Below are 21,952 nucleotides of genomic sequence, written 5' to 3'. Positions count from 1 at the left end.
CATGAAGATCGGTGTAATCGGTGGCGGCCAATTGGGTCGCATGTTGGCTCTGGCGGGTACGCCGCTGGGGATGAACTTCGCCTTCCTCGACCCCGCGCCGGACGCTTGCGCGGCCGCATTGGGTGAGCATCTGCGTGCCGATTACGGCGATCAGGACCACTTGCGTCAGTTGGCCGATGAAGTGGATCTGGTGACCTTCGAATTTGAAAGCGTGCCGGCCGAGACCGTGGCCTTCCTGTCGCAGTTCGTACCGGTTTACCCGAGCGCCGATGCCCTGCGCATCGCCCGGGATCGCTGGTTCGAAAAGAGCATGTTCAAGGATCTGGGCATTCCGACGCCTGAGTTCGCCGACATCCAGTCCCAGGCAGACCTCGACGCCGCCGTTGCTCGCATCGGGCTGCCAGCGGTACTGAAAACCCGCACCCTGGGTTATGACGGCAAAGGCCAGAAAGTCTTGCGTACCGCGCAGGATGTGGTCGGCACGTTCGCGGAACTGGGCAGCGTACCGTGCCTGCTGGAAGGCTTCGTGCCGTTCAGCGGTGAAGTCTCGTTGATCGCTGTGCGCGCCCGTGATGGCGAAACCCGTTTCTACCCTCTGGTGCACAACACTCACGACAACGGCATCCTGCGCATTTCCATTGCCAGCACCGATCACCCGCTGCAGGCCCTGGCCGAGGACTATTCGGGTCGCGTGCTCAATCAGCTGGATTACGTTGGTGTGATGGCGTTCGAGTTCTTTGAAGTGGACGGCGGTCTGAAAGCCAACGAAATCGCGCCACGTGTTCACAACTCCGGGCACTGGACGACTGAAGGCGCGGAATGCAGCCAGTTCGAAAACCATCTGCGGGCGGTGGCCGGCTTGCCTTTGGGCTCGACGGCCAAGGTCGGCGAGAGCGCGATGCTCAACTTCATCGGTGAAGTGCCGGCCGTGGAAAAGGTTGTCGCTATCGACGACTGCCATCTGCATCACTACGGCAAGGCGTTCAAGGTCGGTCGCAAGGTCGGCCACGCCACCGTGCGCAGCCACGACCGTGCGACGCTGGATCGTCAGGTGAAGCTGGTTGAGGCGTTGATCAAGAATTAATGCGCCTGCGTAGGAGCGCGCTTGCCCGCGATGGCGTCGTGTCAGTTCACGGATGTGGTGAAGACATTTCGCAATCGCGGGCAAGCGCGCTCCTACAGTTGTTCTGCCATGCGATTGAACCATTCCACACCCGCACATCTCTCATAGCGTGATGCCAATACCGGTCTAGGCTTTGGCGTATTAATTCATACAGAGGGGCATGACATGGGAATCATTGGAACCATCTTCATCGGCTTGATCGTTGGCTTGCTGGCGCGTTTCCTGAAGCCAGGCGACGACAGCATGGGCTGGATCATGACCATCGTGCTCGGTATCGCCGGTTCCCTGGCAGCCACCTACGGTGGTCAGGCGCTGGGTATCTACCAAGCGGGCGAGGGTGCTGGTTTCCTCGGTGCCTTGGTCGGCGCGATCGTCCTGCTGGTTATCTACGGCTTGATCAGCAAGAAGTAATTGTGTGACCGGCCCTCTGCGCTAATTCGGCGCAGAGGGCTAGAATGCCGGCCAAATCACTTCTCGCGCCGAGCCTTCAATGCGTCGTCTTTTCCTCGCTTCACTGTTGCTGGTCTCCGGGCTCGCACACTCAGCTGACCTCCCCGAAACCGACTGGCTGGCGCTGATGCCCAAATCAGACCAGAAAGCTCTCGAAGCCATGCCCGACATCGACCACAACTCTCCGGAAGCTCAGGGGACGTTCGACAGCAAGGGTGGCTTGAAACAGAGCAAGGGCCTGCCCGCCGTCATGTATTCGACCAAAACCGTGCCTTCCATGAACGGCAAAAACATTCGTTTGGGTGGCTATCCGGTGCCACTGGAAACAGATGCGAAGGGGCGCAGCACGTTGTTTTTCCTCGTCCCCTATCCAGGCGCCTGCATTCATGTGCCGCCCCCGCCGCCCAATCAACTGGTGCTGGTGCGTTATCCGAAGGGTCTGAAAATCGAGGACATCTACACGCCGTTGTGGGTGATTGGCGCGCTGAAAATCGAGACGGTCAATAACGACCTCGCCGATGCGGCCTATGCGCTGGATGCCTCGAAAGTGCGGGTGGTGACAGAAGCAGATCTTTGAATGGATCTGTAGGAGCGAATTTATTCGCGAAGCTAGTGTGCAGACGCTAGAGATGTGACGGCTCTACCGACGTCTCGCGAATGAATTCGCTCCTACAGGGAGTCTCGTCACACGGTAGCGATGGGCTCAGCCCAAACACTCACGCTCATCACATGCATTTCATCAGGCGCAATCGTCACGACGTCGCTCATGACGTTGGCCGTTTCGACACAGACCATACCTTTCCAGCCATCGGGCTCCATGTCCGAGAAAGTCTTGGTTTTCTCGATCCACGGGTTCCACAGCACGGCGGAATTTGAGCCCAGCGTCTGGATATGGATCTTGCGATTCCAGGCGGGATCGACGATAGACAGCAACTCAGGCGTGTCCTGATAGATGCGGTCGGTCTCGGCGCTGAACGTCAACTCGCCGGACTGAATGTTCTCTTCATCCCAGCTCACCAGCGTGTTCAGATACTTCACCCCATCAAGGCCTTCGACGCTGACCTGATGCACGTCGCTGACGGCGAAGTAGCTGTGCAGCGCCTGGCTCAGGGTGACGGGCTCAGTGCCAGCGTTGAAGCTCACGAGGCTGACATTCAGGGCATCATCCAGCCGGATGTGCAGCTTCAAGCCCACCTTGTGTGGCCAGCCGGGTAACTGTCCTTCGGCCTGTGGCTGGATGAACTCGATGATCAGCGCGTCACCGTCTTCGCCCATACCCATCAATTCCCAGTCGATGGCGCGCACTTCTCCGTGCGCGTTGGCAGGCTCGGTGCTCTGGCGCATCGCCTGAACCGATTGTGGATTGCGTTGAAAATTGCCAAACCACGGCCAACAGATCGGCATGCCGCCACGAATCGCTTTGCCCTGCTTGAACACGGCACCGGGGTTGGACCAGATCAGGGGCTGCTGTCCGTCAATCTGATAGCTGATGATGTGGGCGCCCTGTTGAGCGATCACCAATTCGGCATGGCCGTGGCTAATCCGCCAGCAGTTGAGCTCATCGAGCACGATGGATTCGACTTGTGTCGTAGGCGTTTGCGGCGTTGGCATAAGGTCTTCACTCGAAGGACAGTGACTGAATCAAACTTTGCCAAGCTTGATCAGTTTACTGCGCGATGCCAAGTGCAACGAAACCCGGTTAGCGAGCCGTCATCGGCGGGCCGGTACCGAGCGGGTCCGCCCGCTGCCGTCGATAGCTACAAAAACAAACACCGCTTCGGTCACTTTGCGCCATTCGCTGGACAGCGGATCGTCGCTCCAGACCTCGACCATCATCTGAATCGAGCTGCGGCCGATTTCCAGCGTCTGCGTATAAAAGGATAGCTGCGCGCCCACTGCGACCGGGACCAGAAATGCCATCCGATCAATCGCAACGGTCGCCACGCGTCCGGCGGCGACCTTGCTGGCCATCGCGGTACCGGCAAGGTCCATCTGTGCTACTAGCCAGCCGCCGAAAATATCGCCGAAACCGTTGGTCTCCCGGGGGAGGGCGGTGATTTGCAGAGCGAGATCGCCCTGTGGAATTGGATCTTCTTGTTCGAGCTCGATCATGCCTGTGCCTCTGACCCACAACTTTCAAAGCCGTGGATACCATTTAAAAAAGGGAAACTCTGCGAAATCGACTTGGTTAAATGCTTTCGCACAATTTCCCGCGCTGACCGGGGCTGAGTCGCGGTCGGCAGTATATCGGGCGAAGCCGGAAGCTTCGACCGCCCGGAGCGCATTTTGACCGGTGGATGTTTCTATCCATGTGCATTTAGAAACAATTTGCTATCGTGCCGGACCGATTTGGCCTACCACGCCATTTCTGGCACGCAATTTTGATGCCCGATTGCACAGTCGAGTCGATAAATCGCGTGGGTCGCCGACACCCTCGGCCTTCGTTGCTATTGATCGTTCGCCCCAACTGAGCCTCAAAAGAGAAGCGATTTTCATGTCCTCTGTGTCTTCAAGTGCTGCGCAACCTTCGCGCCCACTGACCCGAAACGATTACAAAACTCTGTCGCTGTCTGCTTTGGGCGGTGCGCTGGAGTTCTACGATTTCATCATTTTCGTATTCTTCGCAGCCGTGGTTGGCAAGCTGTTCTTCCCGGCAGACATGCCTGAATGGCTGCGTTTGATGCAAACGTTTGGCATTTTTGCCGCCGGTTATCTGGCTCGCCCGCTGGGCGGCATTGTCATGGCGCATTTTGGCGATCTGCTGGGCCGCAAAAAGATGTTCACCCTGAGCATTTTCCTGATGGCGGTCCCGACACTAATCATGGGCCTGCTGCCAACGTATGCGCAGATCGGTATCTGGGCACCGCTGTTGCTGCTGCTGATGCGCGTGATCCAGGGCGCGGCGATCGGCGGAGAAGTGCCGGGGGCGTGGGTATTCGTTTCCGAACACGTTCCCGCACGTAACGTCGGTTACGCTTGCGGCACGCTCACCTCCGGTTTGACGGCTGGCATTTTGCTCGGCTCGCTGGTCGCCACTGCCATCAACAGCATCTACAGCCCGATTGAAGTGTCGGACTACGCCTGGCGGATCCCTTTCCTGCTCGGTGGTGTGTTTGGTCTGATGTCGGTCTATCTGCGTCGCTGGCTGCACGAAACGCCGGTTTTTGCTGAATTGCAGTTGCGTAAGGCACTGGCCGAGGAAGTCCCGCTCAAGGCGGTACTGCGCGACCACCGTGGCGCCGTAGTGTTGTCGATGGCGTTGACCTGGTTACTGTCGGCGGGTGTTGTGGTGGTTATCCTGATGACTCCGACCATCCTGCAAACCGTCTATGGTTTCAGTCCAGCCGTCGCGCTCAAGGCCAACAGTCTGGCGATCGTCTTTCTGAGCCTGGGTTGCATCGCGGCCGGTGCGCTGGCGGATCGGTTCGGCGCAGGAATCGTCTTTCTGATCGGCTCGCTGTGCCTGCTGATTACCTCTTGGGCGTTCTATCACCTGGTAGGCGCCCATCCGGACTTGCTGTATCCGCTGTACGCCATCACTGGATTGTTCGTAGGCACCATTGGTGCCGTGCCGTTTGTGATGGTCAAAGCCTTCCCGCCAGCGGTGCGCTTCTCTGGCTTGTCGTTCTCGTACAACCTGGCCTACGCGATCTTCGGCGGCCTGACGCCGATGGTGGTGACCTTCATGCTCAAGGCCAACCCGATGGGGCCATCCTGGTATGTGGCGATTCTCTGCGCGCTAGGCATGGGGATCGGCGTGTATTTGCTGATGAGAAAGCCGCTCTGAGATACAACGCGCTGCTATCACGACGCTAGAGCAAGGCCGTTATCCGACGTTAGGAAACGGCCTTTCATCTTTTTGTCATATTCCCTTCATAGAGTAGTCATAAGGCCATCATTCTTCCGGCCTTCTTTTGTTTACCCTCGCCAGGAGCAAGGCATGACACTCAAGCGTTTGATGACGGCACTGACTTTAGTTGCCGCCGGTGTAGCAGCGGGCCACGTGGTCGCCGCCGTTGATCCGGCGATCAAGCCGTACGTCAAAACCAGCGGAGTGTCTGGCAACCTTTCCAGCGTCGGCTCCGACACCCTCGCCAACCTGATGACCATGTGGGCCGAGGCCTACAAGAAAGAATACCCATCGGTGAACATCCAGATTCAGGCCGCAGGTTCTTCCACCGCGCCCCCGGCTCTGACAGAGGGCACTGCAACGCTGGGCCCAATGAGCCGCAAAATGAAAGACGGCGAACTGTCGGCTTTCGAGCAGAAACATGGCTACAAACCCACGGCCATCCCGGTGGCCGTTGATGCGCTGGCCGTATTCGTACACAAAGACAACCCGATAAAGGGCCTGACGCTGCAGCAAGTGGATGCGATCTTTTCAGCGACCCGGCTGTGCGGCGCCAAAACCGATGCGAAAACCTGGGGCGATGTCGGCGTGACCGGGGATCTTTCGGGCAAGTCGATTCAGCTGTTTGGTCGCAACTCGGTCTCTGGCACCTACGGCTACTTCAAGGAAGAGGGGCTGTGCAAAGGCGACTTCAAAGCCAACGTCAACGAGCAACCCGGCTCGGCGTCGGTGGTGAGTTCTATCAGCAGCTCCCTGAACGGCATCGGTTACTCGGGCATTGGTTACAAAACGTCCAGCGTCCGTACTGTGCCGCTGGCGAAGAAGGAAGGCGGCGAGTACGTCGAAGACAACGAAACCAACGCCTTGAACGGGACTTATCCGCTGGCGCGCTTTCTTTATGTGTACGTGAACAAGGCGCCGAACAAACCCTTGGCTCCGCTGGAAGCCGAGTTCGTTCGCCTTGTCTTGTCCAGGCAAGGTCAGGAAGTTGTCATGAAAGACGGGTACATTCCTCTTCCAGCCAAGGTGGTTTCCAAGGCCTTGGCTGATCTGGGATTACAAGAAGGTGCTGCGGGCGTCGTAGCTAAATAACCCTGATGCGGGACGAACCGTTCGCCCCGCTCAAAAGAACAAGCAGGCCTTATGGATCGAGGCTCGCCACACAAGCGTCAGTCCGCTGCCACAATCCCAGGGCGGCGGGCTTTTTTGCGTCACCGCGCTGTAATGTATTTGTCATACAGGGCCGCTAGGGTGTGCGCATGAATGATTTGGCCAATTCATCGATGACCGAAAAATCTCCACCCGCGCGCATTGATTTCAATACGCCGGCGATGCAACGCAAGCGCCGTATGCGCGCGTTCAAAGATCGACTGACCCGCTGGTATGTACTGGTTGGCGGTCTTGCTGTGTTGGCCGCAATTACCCTCATTTTCTTTTATCTGGCCTACGTCGTCGCGCCGCTCTTCAAAGGCGCCGACTTGACCCAGAAAACCGTGCAGACACCTGCCTGGATGCAGGACGCTGGCAAGCCGATGGTCCTCACCATCGAGGAGCAGAATCAGGTCGGCATGCGCGTGTCGGACAAAGGCGAAGCGCTATTCTTCAGGCTCAGCGATGGCGCCGAACTCAAGCGCGTGGCGTTGCCGATCCCGGCGGGTGCCAGCGTCACGTCAGTAGGCCAGGATCAGCCCGGCAAGCCTTTGCTGGCGGTGGGCCTGTCCAATGGCCAAGTGCTGATCTTCAGGCACACCTACGCCGTGACTTATCCCGATAACAAAAAAACCATCTCGCCGGTGATCTCCTATCCCTATGGCGAAACGCCGCTGGCGCTCGACGAAGCAGGGCGCGCCATTGAGCACGTCAACCTCAACGCCACCGATTCCACGCTGATTCTTGCGGGCTCGACCGGCACTCAACTGCATGTTCTGTCCGTGACCCAAGCGGAGAACATGCTGACAGGCGAGACCACCAACGAGCAGAACCGCATCGATTTGCCGCAGCTGTCTGCTGCTGTGAAAGCGATTTACGTCGATCCTCGCCAACAATGGCTGTATGTGATCAATGGGCGGGCGCAGGCCGACGTGTTTGATCTGCGCGACCGTTCCCTCAATGGCCGTTACAAGCTTTTGGAAGATGCCAACGCCGAAATCACCGCCAGCACCCAATTGGTGGGTGGGATTTCGTTGGTCATCGGTAACTCCCGTGGCGGCATTGCGCAGTGGTTCATGGCCCGCGATACCGATGGCGAGCAGCGCTTGCAGCACATTCGGGACTTTAAAATGGGTGGCGCGCCTATTACGCAGATCACTGCTGAGCAGCGCCGCAAGGGTTTTATCGCGATGGACGCTTCTGGCAAGCTTGGGGTGTTCCACAGCACGGCCCACCGTACGCTGCTGGTTCAGCAAGTGTCCGAAGGCCCTGGCGTGATCGGCATGTCGCCGCGCGCTGACCGCGTGGTGGTTGAGCAGGGCGGCAGTCTGTTGCCGCTGGACCTGAAAAACCCGCACCCGGAAGTGTCGTGGAGCGCGTTGTGGAGCAAGGTCTGGTACGAGAACTACGACTCACCCCAGTACATTTGGCAGTCGACAGCCTCCACCAGCGATTTCGAGCCCAAACTCAGCCTTGCTCCGCTGACCTACGGCACACTTAAAGCTGCGTTCTACGCCATGGTGCTCGCCGCGCCGTTGGCGATTGCCGCAGCAATTTATACCGCTTACTTCATGGCGCCGGGGATGCGCCGCAAGGTCAAGCCGGTCATTGAGCTGATGGAAGCGATGCCGACGGTGATCCTTGGCTTCTTCGCCGGTTTGTTTCTGGCGCCATATCTGGAAGCTCACTTACCGGGCATTTTCAGCCTGCTGATCTTCACCCCGATTGGCATCTTATTGGCCGGCTTTTTGTGGGCCCGGCTACCTGACTCGATTCGCCTGCGTGTGCCTGACGGCTGGGAAAGCGCGATGCTCATTCCGGTCGTTTTGTTGATCGGCTGGGCCTCGCTGGGCATGAGCTCGCACCTGGAAAACTGGGTCTTCGACGGCGATATGCGCTCCTGGATTACCAACGATCTGGGGATCGCCTACGATCAGCGCAACGCATTGGTGGTCGGGCTGGCGATGGGTTTTGCCGTCATCCCCAACATTTATTCCATCGCCGAAGACGCCGTGTTCAGCGTTCCGCGCGGCCTGACACTGGGCTCCTTGGCCCTCGGCGCTACGGCGTGGCAAACCCTGACCCGCGTGGTCATTCTGACCGCCAGTCCCGGGATATTCTCGGCGCTGATGATCGGCATGGGCCGGGCAGTGGGCGAAACCATGATCGTACTCATGGCCACCGGCAATACGCCGATCATGAACATGAATATGTTCGAAGGTATGCGCACGCTGGCGGCAAACGTCGCGGTGGAGATGCCTGAATCTGAGGTGGGAGGCAGTCATTATCGAGTGTTGTTCCTCGCCGCGTTGGTGCTACTGATGTTCACCTTCGCCATGAACACCTTGGCAGAGCTGATCCGTCAGCGACTGCGCAAGAAATACTCGTCTCTCTAAGGAAGGTAGAAGTTCGTGAAACAGAACTCCCTCAAGAGCTGGTTCAAAAGCGGCGCCCCTGGCGTCTGGCTCAGCGCGGGTGCCGTTTCCGTCGCGGTGATCATGACCGTGGGCTTGTTGCTGGTGATTGCCGTGCGCGGGCTCGGGCATTTCTGGCCGGCTGACCTGATTCAAGCCCAATACGATGTGCCCAACCAGGAAACACACGTGCTGGTGGGTGAGTTGGTGCAGTCCGAGCTGGTGCCGCGTGCCCGGTTGAAAGCGGCAGGCTTGCCGGTGCCGAATCAAGGTCCGGAATTCATGACCCGCGACCTGTTCAAGGTCGGTAACCGTGACATCGGACCCAGCGACTTCACTTGGGTAGTGGGCGAGTGGTTGACCGAGCAAAGCCGGCCAGCCGAACTGATGACCCTGGAGCGCCGCGAGTGGGGCAATTTTTACGGGTATCTGGTCAACGTCAAAGAGAGTGGCAAGGTCGTTGCTGAAGGGGAGGCCGCGTGGCCGACCTTGCAGGAGCGTATCCAGCGCGTTGAAAAACTCTCGGATGAACTGGCCGGGCTGGAGAAGGGCGACATCGGCGCCATCAACCACGGCATCGAGCGCTTGCGCCTGAAGGCGCGCAAGCTTGAACTCAATGGCGAACTGACTCCTGCTGCCCAGGCTGACATGGCCAGCGAGCGCGCTGAATACGACGCACAGTACAAAGACATCGAATCGCGACTGGGCGACCTGCACGACGCCTTCAACCGCGACAGCCTGACCGCCCGCGACGCCAACGGCAAAGAGGTCGAGATCAGTCTGGGCAAGGTGGTTCACGCCTATCGGCCGAATGCGATGGGCACGTTCACCAAGCTCGGTTTCTATTTCCAGAAGCTATGGGAATTTCTCAGCGAGGACCCCCGTGAAGCCAATACCGAGGGCGGCATCTTCCCGGCGATCTTCGGCACCGTGATGATGACCCTGATCATGGCAGTGATCGTTACACCGTTTGGCGTGCTGGCGGCGGTTTACCTGCGTGAATATGCGCGGCAAGGACCGATCACCCGCTTGATCCGCATCGCCGTGAACAACCTCGCAGGCGTGCCGGCAATTGTGTACGGCGTATTCGGGCTGGGCTTTTTCGTCTATGTGCTCGGCGGCTCGCTGGACCGGTTGTTTTTCCCCGAAGCGCTGCCAGCCCCGACGTTCGGCACGCCGGGCTTGCTCTGGGCTTCGCTGACCCTTGCGTTGCTGGCCGTGCCAGTGGTGATTGTCGCCACCGAAGAAGGTCTGGCGCGCATTCCGTTGAGCCTGCGTGAAGGCTCGCTGGCGCTGGGTGCGACCAAGGCCGAGACGCTGTGGAAGATTGTTCTGCCGATGGCGAGCCCGGCGATGATGACCGGCCTGATCCTGGCCGTGGCGCGTGCCGCTGGCGAAGTGGCGCCGCTGATGCTGGTGGGGGTGGTGAAGCTGGCGCCCTCGCTCCCGGTGGACGGTAATTATCCGTATTTGCACCTGGACCAGAAGATCATGCACCTGGGCTTTCACATCTACGACGTCGGCTTTCAGAGCCCGAACGTCGAGGCGGCGCGACCGCTGGTGTATGCCACAGCGTTGCTGCTGGTGCTCGTGATCGCCTTGCTCAACCTGTCAGCGGTGACGCTGCGCAACCATCTGCGCGAGAAGTACAAGGCGTTAGACATTTGATGAGCTTCAAGCTTCAAGCTTCAAGCTACAAGCGGAAGGCCAAAGCCAGCCGCAGTTTTTCTACTTGCGGCTTGCAGCTTCAAGCTTGCAGCTAAGAACGGAGTGAGCCTAATGCAACAAGATCCTCCTGCACGCGGCATCAACATGTCGGCGCTGGGTCGTAAACGCCAGATCCTGGACCTGGAGAGCGAGCCTGTGGCCCTGGAAGTGCCGGGCTTGAGCTTGTTCTACAACGACAAGCAGGCGCTGTTCGACATCAGCATGAATATCCCCAAGCAGCGTGTAACCGCGTTCATCGGGCCGTCGGGCTGTGGCAAATCCACGTTGCTGCGCACGTTCAATCGCATGAACGACCTGGTGGACGGCTGCCGGGTGCAGGGCGCAATCAATCTGGACGGCCATGACATCTACACCAAGGGTGAGGACGTCGCTGAGTTGCGCCGTCGTGTCGGCATGGTGTTTCAGAAGCCTAATCCATTCCCCAAAACCATTTACGAGAACGTGGTCTACGGTCTGCGGATTCAGGGGATCAACAAAAAGCGCGTGCTCGACGAAGCAGTCGAGTGGGCGTTACGCGGCGCGGCATTGTGGGATGAGGTCAAAGACCGTCTTCATGAGTCCGCGCTGGGTCTTTCCGGTGGTCAGCAGCAACGTCTGGTGATCGCCCGCACTATCGCCGTTGAGCCTGAGGTATTGCTGCTGGATGAGCCATGTTCGGCGCTCGACCCGATTTCGACCCTCAAAGTCGAAGAACTGATCTACGAACTGAAATCCAAATACACCATTGTGATCGTTACCCACAACATGCAGCAGGCGGCGCGTGTGTCGGATTACACCGCCTTCATGTACATGGGCAAGCTGGTCGAGTTCGGTGACACCGATACGTTGTTCACCAATCCGACCAAGAAACAGACTGAAGACTACATAACCGGTCGTTACGGCTAGCACGTGCTTCGTCAGCCCTGAACCACCGCAGCGGTCTCGCAACTCATCGGACGGACATTGAGCATGATCAAAGACAGCCACACACATCACATCTCCCAGCAGTTCAATGCCGAGCTTGAAGAAGTTCGCAGCCACTTGCTGGAAATGGGCGGCCTGGTAGAAAAGCAGGTCAACGACGCAGTCACCGCACTGATCGACGCCGACTCGGGTCTGGCGCAGCGAGTACGTGAAGTTGACGACCGCATCAACCAGATGGAGCGCAACATCGATGAGGAATGCCTGCGCATTCTGGCTCGTCGTCAGCCGGCCGCGTCCGACCTGCGTTTGATCATCAGCATCTCCAAGTCGGTGATCGACCTGGAGCGCATTGGTGATGAATCGACCAAAATCGCCCGTCGCGCGATTCAGCTGTGCGAAGAAGGCGAGTCGCCACGCGGCTACGTCGAAGTGCGCCACATCGGCGATCAGGTGCGCAGCATGGTACGTGACGCCCTGGACTCGTTCGCACGCTTTGACGCGGATCTGGCGCTGTCTGTCGCTCAATACGACAAGACCATCGACCGCGAATACAAAACCGCTCTGCGCGAGCTGGTGACCTACATGATGGAAGATCCGCGTTCGATCTCCCGTGTATTGAATGTGATCTGGGTACTGCGTTCGCTGGAGCGTATCGGCGATCATGCACGCAACATCTCCGAACTGGTCATCTATCTGGTGCGCGGCACTGACGTTCGTCACTTGGGGCTCAAGCGCATGCAGGAAGAAGTTCGGGGCCGCGTCGCCGAAACTCCTCATGTTCCGGACGCACCTGACGATAAATAAGATTGCCTGCGAAAAAACGCCCGGCATCTGCCGGGCGTTTTCGTTTTCCGGTTTTCAATCGTCAAGTCGCCCGCGTACTACATGTCCCGGTGTCGTCAAACAGTTTGGTATTTGGCGAGCAGTCAGCGATGTGCTCGCCATTTGCGGTACACGCCATCAGGAGCGTCGATGAGTAAAGTCAGTGTATTGGTGGTGGATGACGCACCGTTCATTCGTGACCTGGTAAAAAAGGGACTGCGCAACGCCTTTCCTGGCGTCGCCCTGGAAGATGCAGTCAACGGCCGCAAGGCTCAGTTGTTGCTGAGTCGCGAAGCATTCGATCTGGTGCTTTGCGACTGGGAAATGCCGGAGATGTCCGGTCTTGAACTGCTTACCTGGTGTCGCCAGCAAGACAGCATGAAGAACATGCCGTTTATCATGGTCACCAGCCGGGGCGACAAGGAAAACGTGATTCAGGCGATTCAGGCCGGCGTGTCTGATTTCATTGGCAAGCCGTTCACCAACGAGCAGCTGCTGACCAAGGTCAAAAAGGCATTACACAAGGTCGGCAAGCTGGAAGCTTTGATGACGGGCGCACCTGCTCGTTTGTCGTCTGCGTTTGCCAACGACTCTTTGGGAGCGCTGACTGGCAATCGTCCGGAAGTAGTGACGTCGTCGGCGTCTTCACCGACTCAACCGCTGATCCAGCCCACAGCGCCTGCGCCGGTCACCACCGAGCCGACGGGGCGCGGACAGGGCCAATTGCGTCTGTCGAGCGGCACTCAGTCGTGCGTGATCAAGGCGCTGAGCCTCAAGGAAGCGCTGCTGGTGGTGCGTCGCAGCGACGTCTTGCCTCAGATTCTTGAAGGTGCCGTGCTCGATCTGGAGCAGGGCGAAAACGCCGAGATCGCGCGTTTGAACGGTTACCTGCACGCCATCGTCGCGTTCGAGCAAAAACCCGACAGCGACTGGCTGCAACTGACCTTCCGATTCGTCGATCAGGATGCGCAAAAAATGGATTACCTGTCGCGCCTGATCGCGCGGGGTACGGCGCAGAAGCACTTTATTCCCGGGGCTTGATTCTCCACTGCTTGACCATCGCTCTTCTGTAGGAGCGAACTTGTTCGCGAGACGGTTTACCGGATACATCGCATCCACCGCCTCGCCAACAAGTTGGCTCCTGCAGTTATGCCTGCGACGAAATACCGTGGGGGATGCATAGAAATTGCAAATCCTCGCACATCAGCCGCTGACGCGATTTCCTTGACGCTCGGTGTGTTGCCGATTGATACGCATGAGTCCTCATCTGTAGACATCGCTGTTAGGCTGGCCTCCATTCGTCAACAACTCAGATATATTTCCGATGCTCGAGCGCTTGCTGATCGTATGTGCCTTGCTGCTGACCGCTCAATCGGCCGGGGCGGTCACCATCTACAAATACACCGATGCCAATGGCGTCGTGTCTTTTACCGATCATGCGGTGCCTGGCGCAGCGGTGATGAAATTGCGCGAGCGGATGGTCGAACACATCGACCAGCAAGTGCGTCTGAACGTCAAAAAAGAGAAGGGCACCGACAGCCTATACGTGCGTAACGACTTGTACGCGCCGGTGGAGGTCGAGCTGAAATTGTCCGGCGTAAAAAACGTGCTGGGCGTTGCCGATCAAGTCATTCGACGCACCGTCCCGGCTCGCAGCAGCGAGCGTCTTATCGCTTTGAGCCCCAAGCAGGTCGGAAAGGGTATGAGCTACAAACCCAGCTTGCGCTCCATCGTTGGTGATCCGCAGCGCAGCAGCAACTCGTTGGCTTATCGCTATCCGCTGCCGTGGGTCGGTGGGCCGTTTCGCCTGAGCCAAGGGCCGAATGGGGGTTATAGCCATTTCGGTGCCAAGAGCCGTTACGCAATGGACATCGCCATGCCCGAAGGCACGCCGATCATTGCGGCGCGCAGCGGTACGGTGATCAAGACGGAAAACGGCCAGACCGGTAGAGGCGCGAACCCCTCAGGCAACTTCGTGCGGGTGTTGCACGACGACGGCACCATGGGCGTTTATCTGCACTTGATGCAGGGCTCGGTGGTGGTCAAGGAAGGGCAGCGGGTGGCGGTGGGCAGCGCGTTGGGTCGATCAGGCAATACCGGCAACAGCACCGGGCCGCACCTGCACTTTGTAGTGCAGCGCAACGTCGGGCTGGCGCTGGAATCGATCCCCTACGAATTCGCCCAACCGGTGCAGAGCCTGCCGAACTTCGCGGTGGGCGGGAATTGAACGGATCACCGTGATCAACTGTATGAGCGCGCTTGCCCGCGATGGCGGCGTGTCAGTCGCCTCATCGGTAGCTGATTCACCGCTTTCGCGGGCAAGCGCGCTCCTACAACGGATGTTCGTTGAAACGAACGCGATCAATCCAGCTTCAACACCTTGGCCAGCACGATCTTCGGGCCTTTCATCTTTTTGATGATGATGCGCAGGCCTTCGACTTCCATGACCTCTTCTTCTTCCGGCACGCGTTTGAGGCTGTCGTAGATCAATCCCGCCAGCGTCTCGGCCTCTACGTGGTCCAGATCGATGCCCAGCAGGCGCTCGACCTTGAACAACGGCGTGTCGCCACGCACCAGCAGCTTGCCTGGTTGATAGGCGAGGATGCCGCGCTCGGCCTTGCGGTGTTCGTCCTGAATGTCACCCACCAGCACTTCAAGGACGTCTTCCATGGTCAAGTAGCCGATGACTTTACCGTCGGCTTCTTCGACCAGCGCAAAGTGCGCGCCGCCCTGACGGAACTGCTCCAGCAAACGAGACAGCGGCATGTGCTTGGACACCCGCTCCAGCGGACGCGTCAGTTCTGCCAGGTTGAACGATTCGGGCATGTGGTCCAGCGCAGCCAGTTCCAGCAGCAGATCCTTGATGTGCAGCAGACCGACGAACTCTTCGCGGTCCGCGTCATACACCGGGTAGCGGCTGAACTTGTGGCGACGAAACAGCGCCATGATTTCCTTTAGCGGAGCGTTGCAGTCCAGCGTGACCAGGTCTTCGCGGGAGTTGGCCCAGTCGACGACTTCCAGCTCGCCCATTTCCACGGCAGAGGCCAATACGCGCATGCCTTGATCGCTCGGATCTTGACCACGGCTGGAGTGCAGAATCAATTTCAGTTCTTCGCGGCTGTAATGATGCTCATGGTGTGGGCCGGGTTCGCCTTGGCCAGCAATGCGCAAAATGCCGTTGGCACTGGCGTTGAGCAGGTAGATTGCCGGGTACATCGCCCAATAGAACAGGTACAGCGGCACAGCGGTCCACAGCGACAGCAATTCGGGCTTGCGAATGGCCCACGACTTGGGCGCCAGTTCACCGACCACGATGTGCAGGTACGAAATCATGAAAAACGCGGAGAAAAACGAAACGCCTTTCACCACTTCCGGCGATTGCACGCCCAGGGTTTCCAGCAACGGCGCCAGCAGATGCGCGAACGCAGGTTCCCCGACCCAGCCCAGACCCAGCGACGCCAGGGTGATACCCAGCTGGCAGGCGGAGAGGTAGGCGTCGAGCTGACTGTGGACGGTGCGCAGGATGCGGCCGCGCCAGCCGTTCTTTTCGGCGATGGATTCAACCCGGGTCGAACGCAGTTTGACCATGGCGAACTCTGCGGCAACGAAGAAGCCGTTGAGCAGGACCAGAATTATTGCGAAAAGAATCATGCCGAAGTCGGCAAAAATGGAGGCGAGGCTTAAACCAGGGGAAGGGTCCATGATGGAGTTTTGCGGGTTCCGTATGATCAAAAAAGGGGCGTGCCGGCCAGGAATGGCGGGCACAAGAGGCGCAATTTAGCGGCTATCCGCCAGCTTGGCTAGGCTTTGGTCATTTGGATCGGCGGGAAGTTGCAGATAAACACGCTGCCTTTGCCGATCACGCTGTTGATCTCCAGTGTCGCGCGGTGACGCAACAACACATGTTTGACGATCGCCAGCCCCAGGCCCGTGCCCCCGGTGTTGGAGGCCCTGCTGGAATCAACCCGGTAAAAACGCTCGGTCAGGCGCGGCAAATGCTTGCTGTCGATGCCGATTCCGGAGTCCTGAACGCTTAAATGCGCGCCGCGTCCGTCGGTCCACCAGCGCACGCGGATCTTGCCTTCGGCCGGTGTGTATTTCACGGCATTGAAAATCAGGTTGGAAAACGCACTGCGCAACTCAGGTTCGCTGCCTTTGAGCCTCGTCTCGTCTTCGACTTCAAGGGTGATCTGCTGATTCTTGCTGCCGGACAACGCCTGCGCATCGTTGACAATGCTGCGCAGCAACGCCGGAACTTCCACCGGCTGGTTATCGGACGGGTAATCGGTGGCTTCCAGCTTGGCCAGCAACAGCAGGTCATTGAGCAGCGTCTGCATGCGCCCGCCTTGCTGGTGCATCTGCTGCAAGGCGCGAACCCAGCGCGGGTTCACTTCCTCAACGTTATCCAGCAGCGTTTCCAGATAGCCGCAGATCACTGTCAGCGGCGTGCGCAGCTCATGGGAAACGTTGGCCACGAAGTCTTTTCGCATCTGCTCTAGCTGATGAATCCGCGTGACGTCGCGCACCAGCATCAGATGCTCGTTGTTGCCGTACCGGGTTATCAGCAATTGGATGCGCAGCCGCTCGCTCACAGGCGAAGGGATTTCCAGCGGCTCGGCGTAGTTGTTTTGTTCGAAGTACTCTTTGAAGCGTGGGTGACGAACCAGGTTGGTGACTGGCTGGCCGCTATCCTGAGGAGTCTTGAGGCCCAGCAACGTTTCGGCAGCGCGGTTCCACCATTCCAGGTTGCCCTCGCTGTCGAGCATGATCACCGCGTCGCGCAGGGCGGCGGTGGATTCCTGAACCCGATCGATGACCGCTTGCAGACGCCCGCGCACACGCATGTCGCGGCGTTGCAGGTGATAAATGCTGTCGAAGACTTCGCCCCACAGGCCGTAGCCGTCAGGCGGTGGCTCGTCAGCCTTGTGATGGCGCAGCCAGTCGTGCAGGCGCAACAGCTGCTTTAGTGTCCAGGCCAGATACAGCGCGAGCGCGATTGCCAGGCACCAACCATAGTGCCCGCTGATCAGCCCAGCCAGCAGCGCAGCCGTAACCAATAGCAGCAGATGGCGAATCAGCGTGCCGTGCCAGTTGTGATTCAATTAAAACGCGTCCTTGTCGTGAGCGAACTGCAGGCAATCGCCCCAAAAGTTTTTTCAGCTTTTGGTAGAAAAGCGATAGCCGGTGCCGCGCACGGTTTGTACCAGATTCTCGTAGGCATCGCCGAGGGCTTTGCGCAGGCGACGAATATGAACATCGACGGTGCGCTCCTCGACATAGACGTTGCCGCCCCAAACCTGATCGAGCAATTGCCCGCGAGTGTAGGCGCGTTCCTGGTGCGTCATGAAAAATTGCAGCAAACGGTATTCGGTGGGGCCCATTTCAGCGGGCTTGCCGTCGATGGTCACACGGTGGCTGATCGGGTCGAGCAACAGGCCGCCGACCTCGATAGGAGACTCGCCATCGGTTGGGCCGGCACGACGCAACACGGCTTTGAGGCGAGCGACCAGCTCACGGGGGGAGAAGGGCTTGGTAATGTAATCATCGGCGCCGACCTCAAGACCCTGGATCTTGTTGTCCTCTTCACCTTTGGCGGTGAGCATGATGATCGGAATGTCGCCGGTGAGTTCGTCGCGCTTTAGGCGGCGCGCCAGTTCGATGCCTGAAGTGCCCGGCAGCATCCAGTCAAGGAGGATAAGGTCCGGTTTGCGGTCGACGATGATGGCGTGAGCTTGTTGCGAATTCTCAGCCTCCATGCAGTCGTAGCCGGCCATTTCCAATGCAACGGCGATCATTTCGCGAATCGGCGCTTCGTCGTCAACGATCAGAATGCTCCTGCCCACCATGCCTCGAACCTCTTGTCATTTAACTGTCTTGGGGCGCATTAGATAACGGAATTATTGCAGTCGTGTGACAGGTTGTTGAGTCGCTGGCGGCAAAGCGCGGTCTAGAGCTAAGCTTGAGGTCTTGTCCTACAACAATGTTGTCCAACAACGAATACAAAAAGAGGATTCATCTGATGGCCAAATTTTCATCTTCCCTTATGGGCCTGCTCGCTGCTGCGGCCCTCGCGTCGTCCGGCCTTGCATTTGCCGCAGAGCCTGCGATGACACAGGACGGTATCCTGGTCGACCATAAAGGCATGACGCTGTACACGTTCGACAAAGACATTTCAGCTGGCAAATCTGTCTGCAATGACCAATGTGCGACCAATTGGCCTCCGCTGACTGCATTGGCGACCGATAAATCCGTTGGCGACTGGACCGTGATCAAACGCGACGATGGCGCATCGCAGTGGGTGTACAAAGGCAAAGCGCTGTACTACTTCAAAAACGACAAAGCAGCGGGCGATAAAACGGGCGATAACAAAGGTGATGTCTGGCACGTTGCCAAACCCTGAGCCACATGCCCGAATGAATTGCGCTGGCCTTACGGTCAGCGCATGGCGTAATCCACTACGATCCCCACAAAAATAGCCAGCCCTGCCCAATGGTTATGCAAGAAAGCCTTGAAACACGCTTGAGGTTCTCTGTTGCGCGTCGACCAGAACTGCCAGGCGAAACATCCCGCCGCCACAATCAATCCGATAAAAAAGTACAAACCCAACTCAAAACGCGCGCCAGCCAACATCAGGCAGCCGAGCGCCAGTAACTGCAGCGTGATGATGATCACCCGGTCGGCATCGCCAAACAGGACGGCGGTAGATTTCACGCCGATCTTCAAATCGTCTTCGCGATCGGTCATCGCATAATAGGTGTCGTACCCGACAGTCCACAGCAGATTGGCGATGTACAGCAACCAGGCGGCGGCAGGCAGGTTGCCGGTCTCGGCCGTGAACGCCATCGGCATGCCCCACGAGAACGCCGCGCCAAGTACAACCTGCGGGTAATAGGTGTAGCGCTTCATAAACGGATAACACGCCGCCAGCGCAAGGCCGCCGAAAGACAGCCAGATCGTCGTGGAGTTGGTCAGCAGTACCAGCAAAAAGCTCAACCCCACCAGAATCGCAAACAGCACCAGCGCTTCTTTGCTGCTGACTTTGCCGCTCACCAACGGGCGTTGCTCGGTCCGTTTCACGTGGCCGTCGACTTTGCGGTCGGCGAAATCATTGATCACGCAGCCCGCCGCTCGCATCAGGAACACGCCAATGACGAAAATCAACACGTTCGCCAGAGAGGGCGAACCCTTGCCAGCAATCCACAGCGCCCACAGCGTTGGCCACAACAGCAGATAAATGCCGATGGGTTTGTCGATACGGGTCAGTTGAACGAAATCCCATGCGCGTGGGTTCAGGCGATTGAGCGATTTGAGCAGAGAGACGTACATCAGCGGTGCTCCGCAGTGACGGGATCGACAGGTTCAAAGACGTGCCACAGCGTGGGCAGAAAGACTTCAGCGACCAGAATGCTCAAGCTCGCGCGACTGAAGCACGAGCGTCTTGCCCACAGCCCATCTTGCGCGTCTTCGGCGGGCAACCAGTTGGCAGGGTAGCGGCAAACCTGCATCGGGCCACGTTGAAACGCCTCGTCGCTGAACAGCAGTTCGCCCAGCGAGCGGGTGCCGAGTTCATCCATGTGCAAGCCGTCTTGCTCAAGCGCACGGCGAGCGGCGACGCTGCGTGCAAAGACCCACTTTTCGCCATGACCACGCAGATACACTTCCCTGACCCAGCCTTCGCTGTTGTCAGCGAGGTCGAGCGCTGCGCATTCATCGGGGCGCAGGGGCTGCCAGCCTTCATGCAGCGGCGTGACGCTGAAGCGGTTTTCGCTCAGGCGTGTGAGGCGGCGGGTAAGTGAGTCTTCATTGAAGAGCCAGTCGAGAATCACCGGAGTGGGCGCGTCGATCAAGTGATCGCGCAGGCGCCATTGCGGGGTCGCAGGTGGGAGATTTTGCTGGGTCACGGCGGGCAGTTATTGTCAGCAATCGAGGCGGCGAGCTTAACATGATTGACGGTTTGGACCGACGCTCTGCGTCAGGCCTTAACGTCGATGACGCTTGCGTCAAAGCCTTGTGATCAGTAAAACGCCCTGACTCAGTCAAAAAATAGGCGGCGACGCGAAGAGACTGGGCGCGCGAAGCCCGCCTGAGCACATTAAGCCGTGAGAGAACCGACCGATGAAAAAGTGGCAATGCATTGTTTGTGGCCTGATTTATAACGAAGCCGATGGTTGGCCGGATGACGGCATTGCGCCTGGCACCCTCTGGCAAGACGTCCCCGAAGACTGGCTCTGCCCGGACTGCGGCGTCGGCAAAATGGATTTCGAAATGATCGAAATCGGCTGATCCTTCAAACCGCACCTACCAGGCTCTACACAGGAGATACGAACGAATGAATGCCCCCGTTGTGATCATCGGCACCGGCCTTGCGGGTTACAACCTGGCTCGGGAGTTTCGCAAGCTCGATGCCGAAACGCCGCTGTTGCTGATCACCGCTGACGACGGCCGTTCGTACTCCAAGCCGATGTTGTCCACCGGCTTCGGCAAGAACAAGGAAGCCGATGGCCTGAGCATGGCAGAGCCCGGCGCAATGGCCGATCAGCTTAAGGCCGAAGTGCGCACGCACACGCGTATCAGCGGCATCGACCCGGGCCACAAGCGTTTGTGGATCGGCGAGGAAGCGGTGGAATATCGAGACCTGATTCTGGCGTGGGGCGCGGAAACTGTCCGGGTGCCGGTGCAGGGCGATGCCAGCGATGCAATTTTTCCGATCAATGACCTTGAAGACTACGCGCGCTTTCGTCTGGCGGCCGCCGGTAAACGCCGGGTTCTGATTCTTGGCGTTGGCCTGATTGGCTGCGAGTTCGCCAATGATTTGATATCCGGCGGCTACGAAGTCGATCTGGTGGCGCCGTGCGAGCAGGTCATGCCGACGCTGCTGCACCCGGCGGCGGCGAATGCGGTGCAAACGGGGCTGGAAGGTCTTGGTGCACGTTTTCACCTGGGGCCGGTGCTCACGCGCTTGCTGCGCACCGAGCAAGGGCTGGAAGCGCATCTGTCCGATGGCGAAGTGGTGCGGTGTGATGTGGTCGTGTCGGCCATCGGGTTGCGCCCGCGGGTTGATCTGGCTGCGGCGGCAGGTCTGGAAATAGGCCGCGGGGTTGTGGTTGACCGTTACCTGCAGACGTCCCATGCCAACATCTATGCCCTGGGTGATTGCGCCGAAGTGGATGGCCTGAATCTGCTCTACGTCATGCCGTTGATGAATTGTGCACGTGCATTGGCGCAAACCCTCGCGGGAACACCGACAGCGGTCAAATACGGGCCGATGCCAGTCACTGTTAAAACGCCGGTTTGCCCATTGGTTGTTTCGCCTCCACCCAAAGGTGCTGAAGGCGTTTGGAGCGTTGAGGGGCAGGGCGCGGACATCAAAGCGCTGTGCCGCGATGCTGATGGCAATCTGTTGGGTTACGCGCTTACCGGCACTGCGGTCATGGAGAAACTGGCGCTGAACAAGGCGTTACCTGCGCTGTTGGCGTAAATACCGGTCGTTCTGTCGGATAACCCGCCTTTTTG

At 58.5% G+C, this 21,952-nt stretch carries 21 protein-coding genes; 14 read left to right on the top strand and 7 right to left on the bottom strand.

Annotated features, from left to right (window positions below; translation table 11 throughout):
- Position 1: 1 nt before the first annotated feature.
- From ACWKV9_RS06220 to ACWKV9_RS06210, 3 genes are all read left to right on the top strand, one after another.
- Positions 2-1,084: a 5-(carboxyamino)imidazole ribonucleotide synthase gene (locus tag ACWKV9_RS06220; protein WP_483835196.1), complete on the top strand. Its 1,083-nt coding sequence runs from the start codon at positions 2-4 to the stop codon at positions 1,082-1,084.
- A gap of 204 nt (positions 1,085-1,288) precedes the next feature.
- Positions 1,289-1,534: a GlsB/YeaQ/YmgE family stress response membrane protein gene (locus ACWKV9_RS06215; protein WP_483835195.1), complete on the top strand. Its 246-nt coding sequence runs from the start codon at positions 1,289-1,291 to the stop codon at positions 1,532-1,534.
- A gap of 79 nt (positions 1,535-1,613) precedes the next feature.
- Positions 1,614-2,150, top strand: coding sequence for a DUF3299 domain-containing protein (locus ACWKV9_RS06210; RefSeq protein ID WP_483835194.1), 537 nt, complete (start codon positions 1,614-1,616; stop codon positions 2,148-2,150).
- A gap of 107 nt (positions 2,151-2,257) precedes the next feature.
- On the opposite strand, the gene ACWKV9_RS06205 is transcribed toward ACWKV9_RS06210, so the two are convergent.
- Positions 2,258-3,184, bottom strand: a complete 927-nt coding sequence (locus tag ACWKV9_RS06205; protein WP_483835193.1) for a D-hexose-6-phosphate mutarotase — start codon at positions 3,182-3,184, stop codon at positions 2,258-2,260.
- Between the two features lie 99 nt (positions 3,185-3,283).
- Positions 3,284-3,685, bottom strand: coding sequence for an acyl-CoA thioesterase (locus ACWKV9_RS06200; protein WP_331187845.1), 402 nt, complete (start codon positions 3,683-3,685; stop codon positions 3,284-3,286).
- Positions 3,686-4,067: 382 nt separating this feature from the next.
- Between ACWKV9_RS06200 and ACWKV9_RS06195 the strand changes: the two genes are divergently transcribed.
- The 8 genes from ACWKV9_RS06195 (at position 4,068) to ACWKV9_RS06160 (ending at position 14,666) form a co-directional block, all read left to right on the top strand.
- Entirely contained in the window at positions 4,068-5,360 is a 1,293-nt protein-coding gene (locus ACWKV9_RS06195) for an MFS transporter (RefSeq protein ID WP_483835192.1), read from the top strand.
- A 153-nt stretch (positions 5,361-5,513) separates the two neighbouring features.
- Complete coding sequence (locus ACWKV9_RS06190; protein WP_483835191.1) at positions 5,514-6,515, top strand: phosphate ABC transporter substrate-binding protein PstS family protein; 1,002 nt, start codon at positions 5,514-5,516, stop codon at positions 6,513-6,515.
- 419 nt (positions 6,516-6,934) lie between these two features.
- Positions 6,935-8,968: an ABC transporter permease subunit gene (locus ACWKV9_RS06185; protein ID WP_483835397.1), complete on the top strand. Its 2,034-nt coding sequence runs from the start codon at positions 6,935-6,937 to the stop codon at positions 8,966-8,968.
- Between the two features lie 15 nt (positions 8,969-8,983).
- Positions 8,984-10,654: a phosphate ABC transporter permease PstA gene (gene pstA, locus ACWKV9_RS06180; RefSeq protein ID WP_483835190.1), complete on the top strand. Its 1,671-nt coding sequence runs from the start codon at positions 8,984-8,986 to the stop codon at positions 10,652-10,654.
- Positions 10,655-10,765: 111 nt separating this feature from the next.
- The gene (gene pstB, locus ACWKV9_RS06175) at positions 10,766-11,599 is read left to right on the top strand and encodes a phosphate ABC transporter ATP-binding protein PstB (protein WP_483835189.1); all 834 of its coding nucleotides are present in this window, start codon (positions 10,766-10,768) and stop codon (positions 11,597-11,599) included.
- 63 nt (positions 11,600-11,662) lie between these two features.
- Positions 11,663-12,421: a phosphate signaling complex protein PhoU gene (gene phoU, locus ACWKV9_RS06170; RefSeq protein WP_483835188.1), complete on the top strand. Its 759-nt coding sequence runs from the start codon at positions 11,663-11,665 to the stop codon at positions 12,419-12,421.
- Between the two features lie 168 nt (positions 12,422-12,589).
- On the top strand, positions 12,590-13,480 hold the full coding sequence (locus ACWKV9_RS06165) for a response regulator (protein WP_483835187.1): 891 nt from the start codon (positions 12,590-12,592) through the stop codon (positions 13,478-13,480).
- A gap of 283 nt (positions 13,481-13,763) precedes the next feature.
- Positions 13,764-14,666, top strand: coding sequence for a peptidoglycan DD-metalloendopeptidase family protein (locus ACWKV9_RS06160; protein WP_483835186.1), 903 nt, complete (start codon positions 13,764-13,766; stop codon positions 14,664-14,666).
- 134 nt (positions 14,667-14,800) lie between these two features.
- Here the strand turns inward: ACWKV9_RS06160 and ACWKV9_RS06155 are convergent, their stop codons facing one another.
- The 3 genes from ACWKV9_RS06155 to phoB form a co-directional block, all read right to left on the bottom strand.
- Positions 14,801-16,141 carry a hemolysin family protein gene (locus ACWKV9_RS06155; RefSeq protein WP_483835185.1) on the bottom strand — a complete coding sequence of 447 codons (1,341 nt, stop codon included), beginning with the start codon at positions 16,139-16,141 and terminating at the stop codon, positions 14,801-14,803.
- 98 nt (positions 16,142-16,239) lie between these two features.
- The gene (gene phoR / locus ACWKV9_RS06150; protein WP_483835184.1) at positions 16,240-17,541 is read right to left on the bottom strand and encodes a phosphate regulon sensor histidine kinase PhoR; all 1,302 of its coding nucleotides are present in this window, start codon (positions 17,539-17,541) and stop codon (positions 16,240-16,242) included.
- Between the two features lie 54 nt (positions 17,542-17,595).
- Positions 17,596-18,285, bottom strand: a complete 690-nt coding sequence (gene phoB, locus ACWKV9_RS06145; RefSeq protein WP_111758630.1) for a phosphate regulon transcriptional regulator PhoB — start codon at positions 18,283-18,285, stop codon at positions 17,596-17,598.
- A gap of 173 nt (positions 18,286-18,458) precedes the next feature.
- Here phoB and ACWKV9_RS06140 point away from each other — a divergent pair, with 173 nt between their 5' ends.
- Positions 18,459-18,839, top strand: a complete 381-nt coding sequence (locus ACWKV9_RS06140) for a COG4315 family predicted lipoprotein (RefSeq protein WP_483835183.1) — start codon at positions 18,459-18,461, stop codon at positions 18,837-18,839.
- Positions 18,840-18,874: 35 nt separating this feature from the next.
- On the opposite strand, the gene ubiA is transcribed toward ACWKV9_RS06140, so the two are convergent.
- Entirely contained in the window at positions 18,875-19,765 is an 891-nt protein-coding gene (gene ubiA / locus ACWKV9_RS06135) for a 4-hydroxybenzoate octaprenyltransferase (protein WP_483835182.1), read from the bottom strand.
- On the bottom strand, positions 19,765-20,340 hold the full coding sequence (locus tag ACWKV9_RS06130) for a chorismate--pyruvate lyase family protein (protein WP_483835181.1): 576 nt from the start codon (positions 20,338-20,340) through the stop codon (positions 19,765-19,767). The genes ubiA and ACWKV9_RS06130 overlap by 1 nt, the downstream gene beginning before the upstream one ends.
- A gap of 214 nt (positions 20,341-20,554) precedes the next feature.
- On the opposite strand from ACWKV9_RS06130, the gene ACWKV9_RS06125 reads away from it, so the two are divergent.
- Together ACWKV9_RS06125 and ACWKV9_RS06120 are read left to right on the top strand one after the other, a co-directional pair.
- A complete protein-coding gene (locus tag ACWKV9_RS06125; protein WP_002555879.1) occupies positions 20,555-20,722 on the top strand; it encodes a rubredoxin in 168 nt (55 codons plus the stop codon).
- Positions 20,723-20,768: 46 nt separating this feature from the next.
- Positions 20,769-21,917: an NAD(P)/FAD-dependent oxidoreductase gene (locus ACWKV9_RS06120; RefSeq protein ID WP_483835180.1), complete on the top strand. Its 1,149-nt coding sequence runs from the start codon at positions 20,769-20,771 to the stop codon at positions 21,915-21,917.
- Positions 21,918-21,952 lie beyond the last annotated feature (35 nt).

It is taken from the genome of Pseudomonas corni (assembly GCF_057128765.1).
The sequence above is the reverse complement of the archived record's forward strand: the minus strand, read 5'-3'. Positions and strand labels throughout refer to the sequence as shown.

Bases quoted from the DNA above. Each gene is read 5' to 3' on its own strand.
- ACWKV9_RS06220 (WP_483835196.1), top strand. From the start codon at position 2: ATGAAGATCGGTGTAATCGGTGGCGGCCAATTGGGTCGCATGTTGGCT.
- ACWKV9_RS06215 (WP_483835195.1), top strand. From the start codon at position 1,289: ATGGGAATCATTGGAACCATCTTCATCGGCTTGATCGTTGGCTTGCTG.
- ACWKV9_RS06210 (WP_483835194.1), top strand. From the start codon at position 1,614: ATGCGTCGTCTTTTCCTCGCTTCACTGTTGCTGGTCTCCGGGCTCGCA.
- ACWKV9_RS06205 (WP_483835193.1), bottom strand. From the start codon at position 3,184: ATGCCAACGCCGCAAACGCCTACGACACAAGTCGAATCCATCGTGCTC.
- ACWKV9_RS06200 (WP_331187845.1), bottom strand. From the start codon at position 3,685: ATGATCGAGCTCGAACAAGAAGATCCAATTCCACAGGGCGATCTCGCT.
- ACWKV9_RS06195 (WP_483835192.1), top strand. From the start codon at position 4,068: ATGTCCTCTGTGTCTTCAAGTGCTGCGCAACCTTCGCGCCCACTGACC.
- ACWKV9_RS06190 (WP_483835191.1), top strand. From the start codon at position 5,514: ATGACACTCAAGCGTTTGATGACGGCACTGACTTTAGTTGCCGCCGGT.
- ACWKV9_RS06185 (WP_483835397.1), top strand. From the start codon at position 6,935: ATGCAGGACGCTGGCAAGCCGATGGTCCTCACCATCGAGGAGCAGAAT.
- pstB (WP_483835189.1), top strand. From the start codon at position 10,766: ATGCAACAAGATCCTCCTGCACGCGGCATCAACATGTCGGCGCTGGGT.
- phoU (WP_483835188.1), top strand. From the start codon at position 11,663: ATGATCAAAGACAGCCACACACATCACATCTCCCAGCAGTTCAATGCC.
- ACWKV9_RS06165 (WP_483835187.1), top strand. From the start codon at position 12,590: ATGAGTAAAGTCAGTGTATTGGTGGTGGATGACGCACCGTTCATTCGT.
- ACWKV9_RS06160 (WP_483835186.1), top strand. From the start codon at position 13,764: ATGCTCGAGCGCTTGCTGATCGTATGTGCCTTGCTGCTGACCGCTCAA.
- ACWKV9_RS06155 (WP_483835185.1), bottom strand. From the start codon at position 16,141: ATGGACCCTTCCCCTGGTTTAAGCCTCGCCTCCATTTTTGCCGACTTC.
- phoB (WP_111758630.1), bottom strand. From the start codon at position 18,285: ATGGTGGGCAGGAGCATTCTGATCGTTGACGACGAAGCGCCGATTCGC.
- ACWKV9_RS06140 (WP_483835183.1), top strand. From the start codon at position 18,459: ATGGCCAAATTTTCATCTTCCCTTATGGGCCTGCTCGCTGCTGCGGCC.
- ubiA (WP_483835182.1), bottom strand. From the start codon at position 19,765: ATGTACGTCTCTCTGCTCAAATCGCTCAATCGCCTGAACCCACGCGCA.
- ACWKV9_RS06125 (WP_002555879.1), top strand. From the start codon at position 20,555: ATGAAAAAGTGGCAATGCATTGTTTGTGGCCTGATTTATAACGAAGCC.
- ACWKV9_RS06120 (WP_483835180.1), top strand. From the start codon at position 20,769: ATGAATGCCCCCGTTGTGATCATCGGCACCGGCCTTGCGGGTTACAAC.